We start from the raw sequence: 11,492 nt of genomic DNA, 5'->3' as shown, positions 1-11,492 counted from the left end.
ACGTACACACTTTTTTTGCGGTATGAAAGACTCAAAGTTCTGGTTTGAGCTGTTCTATCTAGCAAATTCTAGCTTAAAAAGTTAAAGGCGATGAAAAGATGTAGCGATTGGTTATTTCTCGTATTGATAATGCTAGATTTGAATGGTATTCAAAATAAAAAAACACTTTCGTACCTGCAGATTACTTGAAGCAAATTATGGACAGCGGCATCTATTATAAACAAGTTAAACCTGATGAATCACTTTCAGACTTTGTGGAAAGTTTTTGGGTGCTGCAAAATGAAACGGAGCATGATAAGAAAACGGTTGGATTACCGGACGGACGAATAGATTTATTTTTTATCCAGTCAGACAACCAACCTTTTAGGATTGTACTTCTTGGTTTGGGTACGCAATACCATGATGAAGGAATTATCCCTGCGAAAAGTCTAAGATTTGCAGTGAGTTTCAAGCTGCTTGCCGTGGAATATGTCTTCCATGAAAGCATTTCAGATATTGTCGATAAGGGAAAAATATTATCTCATGATTTTTGGGACATTAATCTTCAAGATCTCAGTGATTTTGAAAGCTTTTGCGAAAGGTTATCACAAATAATAAGCTCTCGTATTCCAAAGGAAATTGATCTTCGTAAAAAGAAATTATTTGATCTTATCTATCATACACATGGTTCTGTTACCGTAAAGGAGCTTTCTGAAAAAGTTGGCTGGACCAGCCGACAAATGAACCGTTATTTTAATCAGCGATTCGGCATTTCATTAAAGTTATTTTGCAATTTACTTCGCTTCCGGGCTTCGCTGGAACATATTGCACAGGGAAAACTTTTCCCGGAGCTGAATTTTACAGATCAAAACCATTTTATCAAAGAAATAAAAAAGTTTTCCGGGGTAGTTCCTAAAGAACTTTTTAAAAATAAAAACGACCGATTTATACTATTATCTTCTTTCAGGACGGCATAATTTAGCATCGTTCAAAACGATGAAAAATATGCAAATCAAAGATAAAAAAATAGCAGTGATTGGCGGCGGTCCGGGCGGCCTGACTTTAGCCAGGCTGTTACAGCTGAAAGGAACAGATGTGCAGGTGTACGAAAGAGATATTGATAAAGATGCACGTGTGCAGGGCGCACCACTCGACATGCATGAAGCATCCGGGATGGCAGCTTTGATTAAAGCTGATCTGTTAGCCGAGTTTAAAAATAACTTCATGCCGGGTGCAGATAAAACGTTGATCTTAAACGAACAGGCGGAAGTTCATTTCAGTGATCATGAAAAGAATCTGGAAGAAGATTTCGGTAACGAAAACTTTCGTCCTGAGATTGATCGCGGTGTGTTAAGAAAGATATTGTTAGCGTCTTTAGCGCCAGATACTGTTGTCTGGGACAGTCATTTTATCTCTATGGAACGGCATAATGAAGGGTGGATGCTATATTTTAAAAACGGCCTGTCGGTTTATGCAGATCTCGTCATTGGTTCGGACGGTGCAAATTCTAAAATCCGACCTTATCTGACTGAAATAAAGCCTTTCTATTCTGGCATCACGATGTTGGAAGGTAATGTTTATGATGCTAAGAAAGCGGTTCCGCAGATGTATTCACTGATTAACGGCGGAAAAATCATGGCTTTCGGAAACGGAAAAAATATTCTCATGGGACAGAAAGGAGGAGGTGATCTTGGATTTTATCTGAGTTTTAAAGCTAATGAAAACTGGTCAGAAGAAAGCGATGTTGACTTCTCAGATCGCACTGCGGTGCTGGAGTGGTTTAAAAGAGAATATCCCAACTGGAGTAGTGTCTGGTATGAAATATTTAAGAAAGCAGCTACGCCATTTATTCCCCGTCCGATTTATTGTGCACCATTAGATCAAAACTGGAAAACGCTTTCCAACCTAACCCTGATCGGTGATGCTGCTCACGTGATGCCACCATTTGCGGGGGAGGGTGCAAATATGGCGATGCTTGATGCGCTTGAACTAAGTGAATGTCTGACTTCTGCTGACTATGGCTCTCTTCAGGAAGCTATTCTAGCTTACGAAATAAAAATGTGGGAAAGGGCAGCAAATGCAGCGAAAAAATCGCTTGAAAATGGTGAGAACATGCATGCTGGAAATGCATTAAAAACAATGCTGGCTTTTTTTAATCCTCATTAAGATGTTGTGCATTTTTGATACGAGCACGCCATCGAAATGATCGTAGCCTGCTCGTATCTTGTGGTGCCACAATCAAATGTGGTTGGTTTGTTCACTAAAGTTGATTTTATTGCTATCCAAGCAATTTGTCAGGCGTGATCGGGAGGCTTCTGATTCTTTTGCCTGTGGCATTAAAAACTGCATTTGCCACCGCTGCAGCAACCCCAACGATACCGACTTCCCCGATGCCCTTTACGCCCATTTTGTTTGGGATGACATCTTTTTCATTAATAAAAATTGCCTCCATTTCTCCAATGTCCAGGTTAGCCGGTACGTGATAATCTGCAAAAGATCTGGTAGCGAAATTTCCGTATCTGGGATCAATCACCGACTCTTCACTTAAAGCCATCCCAATCCCCCATATATTTCCACCGATGATTTGCGAACGGGCAGTTTTTGGATTCAAAATCTTTCCGGCACCGGTGACTGCCAGAAAACGGGTAACTTTGATCATTCCGGTTATGCTATTAATCCTAACTTCTGCGAAATTTGCATTGAAGCTGTGTGAGGAATATTTTTCGGCTTCTTCAGGTGCCTTGGAATCAGAGCGGGTCTGAAAAGCAGTGATGTTTTCAGAGATCATCAGCTCGGATGCGCTGGGGCGGACAAAAAATTGTTTTCCGGATTTGGCCAGCAGTTCGTCTGTGATTTTAGTGCAGGCATCGTTCACTGCATTGGCAAAGCTCGAAGCGCCAACAGAGCCTACAGAGCCCGCCGCTGGTGGCAGATCAGAATCTCCAAGCCTAACGGTAATCCGGTCAACACTTAAGCCTAAACCGTCGGCTGCGGTCTGGGCAAGGATGGTGTTGGTTCCTGTACCCAGGTCTGATGCCGCAATCTCGACTGTGGCAAATACTTTTGAACTGCGCATGCTAAGCTTAATGATTGCCGAGCTGTCGCGTTGCCTCGCCGGATAGGTGCCACAAGCCACGCCGTACCCAATAAGATCTTCACCAATTTTGTTTGTTCCGGGCTGCGGTTTTCTTTTATCCCAGCCAAAAGCTTTGGCTCCTTCCTGCAAACATTTTATAGTTGTTCTCGATGACCAGGGTTTCCCATTTGAGGGATCTTTCGCTGGCTCATTTTTGATCCGGAGTTCAATGGGATCCATTTTTAATTTGTGGGCGAGCTCATCCATGGCAGACTCTAAAGCAAAGCTGCCTGTAGATTTTCCCGGCCCCCTCGTATAGGTGGGTAAGATCAAATTCATGGGTACAACCCGGTAGCTGATCAGGCTATTGGGAACCTCATACATAATTTTAGAACAGTCGCCGCAGGGCTCTATGTATTCACTGTCCACAGCAGTATGTGAAATGGTTTCGTGCGAAAGGGTGGTAAGCTTTCCATCCTTTGTTGCCCCCAGACTAATCTGCTGGGTGTTCCTTTGTCTCATGCCAACTGAATTAAACATTTGCTGTCGGGTAAGGGCGAGCTTAACCGGGCGGCCGGTCATTTTAGCTGCAACTGCGGTGAGCACCAGATTGGCCCATTGTCCTCCTTTTGACCCGAATCCGCCTCCGATAAATGGAGAAATGATTCTCACCTGTTCGGGCTTTAAATTCAGTGTCGCTGCAGCAGCTCCCTGTGCCCCGTTGATAATTTGCGATCCGTTGTATAAAGTCAGTTTTTCGCCTTCCCATACCGCTAAAGTAGAGTGCGGCTCTAAAGGGTGATGATGTTCTATCGGGGTTTCATATTTTTCTTCAACTCTGATCTCAGCGCTGGCCAGGGCTGATTTCCCTGCACCACGAACCTGGTCGGCGAGTTCTTTTCCTTTTGGAAGCTCAGGGGTTTTGGAAAGTTTTTCAAAATCAATTTTTTCTTCTTTGCGGTTATAGCTGACTTTGATCAGGTGTGCGGCCGCGGTGGCCTGTTCAAAGCTTTCCGCCACTACGATGCCGATGTGCTGTCCGTGAAAAGTAATTTCAGGCCCTTGCAAGAGTGCGCCGCCACGTAAACCACCTTTTATATTTAGCTTAGGGGCGTTCTGATGGGTAATCACTTTCAATACGCCTGGAGCTTTTTCGGCCTCAGCTGTCAAAATTTCTTTTATCTCTCCGGCTGCGATGTTGCTTTTAAATAAAACTGCATAAGCCAGATTGACGGCTGGGTAGTCGGTTGCGTAACTGGCCTTTCCGGTGATTTTAAGTATTCCGTCAATCCGGTCGATGCCCTTTCCAACTGATTTTTTATTTTCTTCCATAACGATTTCTTTGTTAACCTTTAAGCGCAACTTCCAATGCGCTAACCAGCGTGTTTTTGGACATGTCTATTTTAAACTGATTGTGTGAAAGGGGTTTTGCTGCGGCCATTTCCATTTCTGCAGCTTTGAGGAAATTCGCTTTTGTTGCACTTTTACCTTTCAAAAATGCTTCAGCGTTTAGCGCCCTCCAGGGTTTGTGTGCAACACCACCTATTGCTATCTTAGCCGATTGAATGGTGTTTTTATCCAGTTGCAAACCTACGGCAACAGATACCAGCGCAAACGCATAGGAATTTCTGTCCCTGACCTTAACATAAGCCCAATTTTGCCGAAACTGTTTTTTGCAAGTTCAATTGAAGTGATTAGCTCTCCTGAAGACAGGCTATTGTCTTTCTCAGGATGTGACCCGGGCAAAAGGTGAAAGTCCTTCATTTCGATCACCCGCTGTGATCCATTACCGCTCACTTTTATTCGGGCATCCAGCGTACTGAGTGCGATCGCCATATCGGAGGGGTAAACGGCCACGCACTGATCTGACCAGCCAAATATGGCGTGCATCCTGTTGAAGCCTTCCATCGCAGCGCAGCCGCTACCTGGCTTGCGCTTATTACATGGCATTGAAATATCATAGAAATAGCTGCAACGAGTACGTTGCAACAGGTTTCCTCCATTTGTAGCCATATTTCTGATCTGGGCAGAAGCTCCGGCGAGAATGGCCTTGCTTAGTAATGGGAAATGTTTCCGGACCAGAATATGGTTGGCCGTTAGGGTATTGCTCGCCAGGGCGCCAAGAGAAACACCGTTAGCGGTTTCCTTAATCTCCTTTAGGCCTATTCTGCCCAGGTCAATCACTTCATTTGGTAAAGCAACATGCTCTTTCATCAGGTCCATCAAATTGGTTCCTCCGGCAAGGAAGGCAGCCTGGTTATTCTGGTGATGTGCCGCAATGGCGGCATTTGTATCTTTTGCTGAAATAAACTTGAAAGGATTCATATGGAATGGGTTTTAGCCTGCGAAAAGCCAGTTTTGCGTAATGTTTTTGCCGGATTGAGCTTCCTTAATCGCAGCAACAATGTTGGGGTAGGCGCCACAACGGCAAATATTTCCTGACATGCGTTCTGCTATTTCTTCATTTGAAAGCATCACTGGTGTTGCATCACCACTGATCTCTTTTGTCAAATAACTCAGGTTACCTTCTTTGGCTTCTTTCATCAGCGCCACAGCAGAGCAGATCTGACCTGGAGTACAAAACCCGCACTGGAATCCGTCATGTTTTAAAAAAGCTGCCTGCATGGGATTCAGCACATTATCTTTTGCCAGCCCCTCAATTGTAATTACTGATTTTCCTTCACAGGTGGCTGCCAGGGTCAGGCAGGAGAGTACCCGCTGCCCATCGACTATCACTGTGCAGGCGCCGCATTGCCCATGATCACAACCCTTTTTAGAACCCGTTAGCCCGATTCGTTCGCGAAGAGTATCTAGCAGGGTCATTCTGGAATCAATAAGCACTTTTTTTACTCCCGAATTCACTTTAAAGTTGATGGTAATACCGTTTTCGACCGCCGCTGGAATAAGATCGGCAATGGCTTCATCTTCAATGCTTCGGGCAAAGAGCTGCTCTGCGCCAATGGCGTGGCTGGCTAAAAGACCGGCTGTGGCCAGACCCATCAGCTTGATAAAATGTCTCCTGTTGAATCCGGATTGAATAACTTCTTCTAATTCTTCGGGCATGAGATCGCCGAAGAGTTTTTTTTCTTCAGGGGTAAGCTGTGTTTTGTTATGTTTCATGTTGCTGTTTTGAGGTGGAAACAGTTAGTATCCTGCTGACTGGCAGCTGGATGCTATTTTTTAAACACAGGGCAGGGGTTATGGTTTTATAATCACCTAAAAATTGTTTGAATTGCAAATGATCATCTGCCCGATGCATCTTTTGGAATGGTTTTCAGTAAAGCCCCGAGATAATAAAATAATTTTGAAATCCCGGAAATCATGTGCAATTATCAACCGATTAAATGATAGGTTCTATCTCCACAACCATTAGGTGAGGAAATACTTACTTTTTTATCACCATCCGGAAATGCACCAGTAAAAGATATTGATGCTAAGCACATAATCCGTTTTTGATACAATCGATAATTCTAGCGTAAATTAAAGTGTGTATTTTATTCTCTCCAGTCATTGAGTATTCTTCACCCTTCCTGATTACATAACCTTTAAAAGCATTGTTAACCCATATTCTAAAAAGGTTTTTATCGCCTTTAACGGGTTCGATGGTAATCAAGTCTGGACCAATTTTGATTTCTTTCTTTTCTGTTGCTGCTTTAATATTCATAAAGCAAATATTGCTAATAATTTTAGTAATCGAAAGAAAAGTTTTGCGCATAAAAAAGCCCCACGTTAGCAGGGCATTCAATATTTTAAATCTAATTTGTCAAGCGCTCTGCCATCTACCTGCAGAGCGCTTTATCAATCTATCGTCCCGGAAAGATTAAGTAATCAAAACTAATCGTTGCCGCCTGGATACTATATAGCCCTTTTGTGTCATATAAAAAGTTTAATAAATTGAATGTAAGGCTTTATCATTCAACAAACGCAAGTCTGTGTATCACTCTTGCAATTATGTCACCATATCCCAGCCGGACATAAATTAATAAATGGTATTATTTTTAACTTCAACTATTTTGCAGGATTCCATCCAGAATTTTAAGTCAACGAATTGTTGACTAGGGGAGCAGATAATGGTTTTAATATATCTTACCACCTGCGGGAATATTAACTAAATTACTATCTTTTAGTGGGTTACCTTAATAAATTTCGTGGTATAAAAGGCAAACAATGTTAACCTCAAAACAAAACCACATGAAAAATTTATTCAAATTAGGCTTCCTGGCCTTCGCATTATCTTTATCAATAGTTTCTTGTTCAGAAAAAAAAGCCGATGGTGCTGATTCAACCAGCATGGATTCTACATCGACTGATACCATGATGCAAGATACGATGTCCAAAGATACCATGATGACTGATACGACAATGAAAGACACCATGAGTAAGATGTAATTTTCATAACGTATTCCAAAAGGTTTCTGTTGAAAGCAGAAACCTTTTTTTTAGGGTTAAATACAAGTCTTTCGATGCTTTGCCGTCAGATAGATTTCTTTAGTTTTATTAAGTAAATAGGTATCCAGTTTCAATGAAAATCTATCATTTAACGATCATGTATGTTGTTATCAAATCTGAAATAGAGCCAAAGGTTTTTCCTGGATTAAGCTCAAAAACGAAAAAGTTTCATTGATTGAATTTCTTTAATTCTTCAGGAAGCCAAATAGGATAATTTCCTTTTTTACGACAGCTATTGCGGATGCTGAAAGCAACCAATACAGATTGTATCAAACCCCTTTAAATATTAATTTAGAGGGGTTTTTTATGTTGTGGATTATATCATAAATCCTGGCAAATGCAATACGACACTTACCTAGTATCATCGTTCCTTAAAAAACAGTGATTTTTTATTTTGGAAGTGCTTTAAGAACCAACTGTGTTTCTTTTCGTGTCATCTTCACGCTTGAGATCAGACTTTGCCGGATTCATTAGATGAATTTATGGCCTAATCTTCCAGGTAATTTTTAAGAGAACTTAGTGCATCTTCCCAGCCTTTCTCATGGGGATGTACTCCTTCCTGCTCGCTTTGATTTTCCTGTGTAACAATGAGCTGAGACCCATCTTCCGTATCTTTGAATTCTACGGTTAAAAGATAATTTCCATTCTCCAGGGCCTGATCATCCATAATCCAATTCCAACTATAGACTAGTTTTTCTTCAGGCAAAGCACTCTGATATTCACCTTCTATGGTAAGTTGTCCTTCCTGCGACTCGTCTTCAAATTTGTAAAGTATTTTGCCACCGTCTTCAATTTCATTCTCTAGCGTAGTTAAGGTTCGGCCGGCGGGTTTCCACCACGATTTCAAAGCAGACTCTTCTGTCCAGGCCTTAAAAAGTTCAGCGGCACTAACCTTAAAATTCTTCGTTATGGTAATAGGTTCATTTTTCATAATTGATAGGGATTTATACATACAACAGCATTATTATTAAAATGTTCCCTTTTTCCCTGATAATCAATTGATAAATTATTTGATCCCTAGATGTTCAACATTTTGTTCAAAGCTTATTCCACTAAATTAGCTCCGCTGAGAATAACTAATCTTTATTAACCCGGTTTACATTTTTAACAAAACGAACATTCGACTTGATAAAGAATTTTTTAAGAAGCTGTTCAGGATTAATTGCGGAATAAGTATTTAATCAGGGATATGTTTCATATGAAGATATGTCATTGCCCATCAATCGCTCTATGTCAACATTTATAAACTTTACAAACTCAAAATCTAAAAGACTTTCCCTTCCGGGTTTTTGAGTTAATCAATGGCTATTCCACTTCCGCCTATCACTTTTACACCATCGTCAAACTGTTTCCAGAATCTGATGTAACGATATTTTGCCTCAAATTTTCCTCCTTCATATTCTCCTTTTATCTCCATAACTACGGTTACTACCGCTGTGTCACTGATTATATTCAAATTTTCGGTCTTCGGGAAAAGTTCAATAATTTTTAATTTCCCTTCACGATAGGTATCGAGATCAATCTTTTTAGTGATTACATCACCACTGGGAACAATAAATAATAGATCATCGTGCAGAAGTTCATCTAAAACATTGATATTACCATTTTTCATTGCACTATAAAGTAGCTCCTCATGAGCTAGGATATTGTTTTTTGTGATCAAAATATTATTCATTATTGAAAAATTAAATGTTTACCAATTATAATCCGCTCGCTATTCTGGTGTTGTGAAATTAAGAAATAAATATGCTGAATGATAATGAAATGATCGCCAGTCATTATATTTCCAATTCGAGAATTTTCGCTCAAAATAATTGTTGAAGAGAATGTTTTTGGATATCAGATGATTTAATCTTATGCCAACGTTGAAAAACCTAGATTTGAGGAATGAATGGTAATATTTTTACGGGCAGCGAAGTTGAAATTACGCTATTGCTAATTATCATTATAGGTGGTATGGCTTATAGTATTCTGGCAAAAAAACTAACTGTGCCTGCTGCTTGTACTGGAGTGGTAATCGCTATCACCATATTTATGGCTGCCGGGCTAACTGGGGTAGCAATGATGACTGCCTTTTTTCTGATGGGCTCCCTCGCCACTTCCTGGAAACAAGAACGTAAAAATAAATTTTCCGATAACCATGAAAATAAAGCCGGTAGAAAAGCTTCTCAGGTTTTGGCCAATGCGGGTGTTTCAGCTTTGGCCGGGCTGTCAATTCTTGTTTTCCCTCAGCTCACAAATCTATTTTTGCTGGTGATGGCGGCTGCCTTCGCTTCTGCCACCGCCGATACATTATCATCTGAGCTTGGAATACTTTACGGGACCAAATGTATCAATGTGAAAACGCTGAAAACGGATGAGTGCGGCAGGGATGGCGTGATCAGTATGGAGGGTTCGGTAATAGGTTTTATTGGCAGTTGCCTAATTGCATTGGTACATGCAATAGGTTACGGCTTTCAACTGGGTTTTTTTTGGATTGTGCTTGCCGGAACATTTGGTAACCTAACAGATTCATTTTTAGGCGCTTATTTTGAGCGAAGGGGATTAATAGGCAACGATGCAGTAAACTTTTTCAGCACCTTATCAGCTGGGATAATTGCACTGCTTTTGGGAGTATTAATTTAATATACCCTTTCCTGTCTTCATGTTTAAAGTAAAGATTTAGGCTTCGCGTCACCCAATCTTAACACAAATTGGATAAATTCTTTTTGATTCAGCGATGTTGACCCGTGGGTTATTCTCGTTCATCAATTACAAAATTTCTCTTTGTTTATTAGGATCAATGATGATCTGCATAGGTGTTTGAATGTTTAACCCCATTCAAATCTTGAGATTTGGAATGGGGTTGACATAAATTATGGTGATCATCAATCAGATCTGTAAGAATAATATACGCCGAAAAATTATTCAGACTATAAATGATTGATCGCATAATGATTAAACATTTCCATAGGAATTTGACTGACCACCATCAATGGCGATTACCTGTCCGTTAACGTAACTGCAATCTTCGCTAAGCAGGAAAACAACCAGCTTTGCAACTTCTTCTGGTCGGCCAAGTCTTTTTGTTGGATTGGCTTTCGCATATTCATCTTCGGCTGCCTGTGGGTTATCCGGGTTAACTTGTTTGAAAGCCTCTGCTACCATCGGGGTTAGAATTGCTCCCGGCGCAATAGCATTTGCCAGGATGCCAAATTTTCCATACTCCAGTGCTGTTGTTTTGGTGATGCCGGAGACTGCATGTTTGGTTGCCACATAAGGAGTCTGATTCATTACACCTCTTATTCCGCCCACAGATGCAACATTTACAATGCGACCATATTCTTGTTTTTGCATCACCGGAATAATATACTTCAATCCGAAATAAACACCCATTAGATTGATATCAACAACTTTTTTAAATACATCCAGGTCATAATCAACTAAAGGTGCTTGTCTTCCCTCAATACCGGCATTATTATAAAAACCATCAATGCGGCCAAATGCCTTAACCGTATCTTCTACAAAACCTTTAACCGATTCCTCATTTGAAACATCGGCAACGGTGGTTAGAATCTGAATTTCCGGATAGCTAGACTTAATTTCATTTTTTGCTTTTTCTAATGATTCTTGGTTAAAATCTATCAGGGATAATAAGGCGCCATTTTTTGCTGCTTCCAAAGCACTTGCAAGTCCGAGACCCATTGCTGCACCGGTAATGATGATTACTTTATTCTTTAACTTTTCCATATGATTATCCTTTAGGGAATGTGCCAAAGCATTCTCCTGTTTTAGAATATTAAACAATCCTTAATTCACAAAGTTGAAGAAAGTGAGGCGCTAAGATTAGCACATTCAGAAGTTTTATTGGTATAATTTGAACATTTGTGGAATCTCTTGCTACAAGGCACCTCGGGTTGTACTTTCCCTGAACTGTTCAGGACTCATATTGGTGTTTTTACGGAAGTATCTTGAAAAATAAGACTGGTCAGAGAATCCAAGCTGATAT

The 11,492-nt window shown here is 40.7% G+C and carries 13 protein-coding genes; 4 read left to right on the top strand and 9 right to left on the bottom strand.

Going from position 1 to position 11,492, the window contains the following annotated elements:
• Nucleotides 1–197: 197 nt before the first annotated feature.
• On the top strand, nucleotides 198–956 hold the full coding sequence (locus tag ON09_RS18855) for a helix-turn-helix domain-containing protein (RefSeq protein ID WP_010602625.1): 759 nt from the start codon (nucleotides 198–200) through the stop codon (nucleotides 954–956).
• A gap of 19 nt (nucleotides 957–975) precedes the next feature.
• On the top strand, nucleotides 976–2,145 hold the full coding sequence (locus ON09_RS18850) for an FAD-dependent oxidoreductase (protein ID WP_010602624.1): 1,170 nt from the start codon (nucleotides 976–978) through the stop codon (nucleotides 2,143–2,145).
• Nucleotides 2,146–2,257: 112 nt separating this feature from the next.
• Here ON09_RS18850 and ON09_RS18845 read toward each other — a convergent pair whose 3' ends face one another.
• The 5 genes from ON09_RS18845 to ON09_RS18830 all read right to left on the bottom strand — a co-directional run bounded on the left by ON09_RS18845 (nucleotide 2,258) and on the right by ON09_RS18830 (nucleotide 6,719).
• Complete coding sequence (locus ON09_RS18845) at nucleotides 2,258–4,387, bottom strand: xanthine dehydrogenase family protein molybdopterin-binding subunit (protein WP_029204464.1); 2,130 nt, start codon at nucleotides 4,385–4,387, stop codon at nucleotides 2,258–2,260.
• A 13-nt stretch (nucleotides 4,388–4,400) separates the two neighbouring features.
• A complete protein-coding gene (locus ON09_RS26255) occupies nucleotides 4,401–4,643 on the bottom strand; it encodes an FAD binding domain-containing protein (protein WP_238533741.1) in 243 nt (80 codons plus the stop codon).
• Nucleotides 4,644–4,645: 2 nt separating this feature from the next.
• Nucleotides 4,646–5,380 carry an FAD binding domain-containing protein gene (locus ON09_RS18840; RefSeq protein WP_238533740.1) on the bottom strand — a complete coding sequence of 245 codons (735 nt, stop codon included), beginning with the start codon at nucleotides 5,378–5,380 and terminating at the stop codon, nucleotides 4,646–4,648.
• 12 nt (nucleotides 5,381–5,392) lie between these two features.
• Nucleotides 5,393–6,175: a 2Fe-2S iron-sulfur cluster-binding protein gene (locus ON09_RS18835; protein ID WP_010602622.1), complete on the bottom strand. Its 783-nt coding sequence runs from the start codon at nucleotides 6,173–6,175 to the stop codon at nucleotides 5,393–5,395.
• Nucleotides 6,176–6,488: 313 nt separating this feature from the next.
• Nucleotides 6,489–6,719 (bottom strand): hypothetical protein, encoded by a 231-nt coding sequence (locus ON09_RS18830; RefSeq protein WP_010602621.1) that lies wholly within the window; start codon nucleotides 6,717–6,719, stop codon nucleotides 6,489–6,491.
• Nucleotides 6,720–7,246: 527 nt separating this feature from the next.
• On the opposite strand from ON09_RS18830, the gene ON09_RS18825 reads away from it, so the two are divergent.
• A complete protein-coding gene (locus ON09_RS18825) occupies nucleotides 7,247–7,444 on the top strand; it encodes a hypothetical protein (protein ID WP_029204463.1) in 198 nt (65 codons plus the stop codon).
• A gap of 547 nt (nucleotides 7,445–7,991) precedes the next feature.
• Here ON09_RS18825 and ON09_RS18820 read toward each other — a convergent pair.
• Together ON09_RS18820 and ON09_RS18815 are read right to left on the bottom strand one after the other, a co-directional pair.
• Nucleotides 7,992–8,435 carry an SRPBCC family protein gene (locus tag ON09_RS18820; RefSeq protein WP_010602619.1) on the bottom strand — a complete coding sequence of 148 codons (444 nt, stop codon included), beginning with the start codon at nucleotides 8,433–8,435 and terminating at the stop codon, nucleotides 7,992–7,994.
• A 363-nt stretch (nucleotides 8,436–8,798) separates the two neighbouring features.
• Complete coding sequence (locus ON09_RS18815; protein WP_010602618.1) at nucleotides 8,799–9,179, bottom strand: nuclear transport factor 2 family protein; 381 nt, start codon at nucleotides 9,177–9,179, stop codon at nucleotides 8,799–8,801.
• A gap of 212 nt (nucleotides 9,180–9,391) precedes the next feature.
• Here ON09_RS18815 and ON09_RS18810 point away from each other — a divergent pair, with 212 nt between their 5' ends.
• The gene (locus ON09_RS18810; RefSeq protein ID WP_010602617.1) at nucleotides 9,392–10,129 is read left to right on the top strand and encodes a DUF92 domain-containing protein; all 738 of its coding nucleotides are present in this window, start codon (nucleotides 9,392–9,394) and stop codon (nucleotides 10,127–10,129) included.
• Between the two features lie 312 nt (nucleotides 10,130–10,441).
• Here the strand turns inward: ON09_RS18810 and ON09_RS18805 are convergent, their stop codons facing one another.
• Both ON09_RS18805 and ON09_RS26895 read right to left on the bottom strand, forming a co-directional pair.
• Complete coding sequence (locus ON09_RS18805) at nucleotides 10,442–11,233, bottom strand: glucose 1-dehydrogenase (protein WP_010602616.1); 792 nt, start codon at nucleotides 11,231–11,233, stop codon at nucleotides 10,442–10,444.
• Between the two features lie 150 nt (nucleotides 11,234–11,383).
• Nucleotides 11,384–11,492, bottom strand: a 109-nt coding sequence (locus ON09_RS26895; RefSeq protein ID WP_157259006.1) for a helix-turn-helix domain-containing protein, incomplete at its 5' end; no start/stop codon positions are given.

The organism is Pedobacter agri PB92, assembly GCF_000258495.1.
Classification (GTDB): domain Bacteria; phylum Bacteroidota; class Bacteroidia; order Sphingobacteriales; family Sphingobacteriaceae; genus Pedobacter; species Pedobacter agri.
The sequence above is the reverse complement of the archived record's forward strand: the minus strand, read 5'-3'. Positions and strand labels throughout refer to the sequence as shown.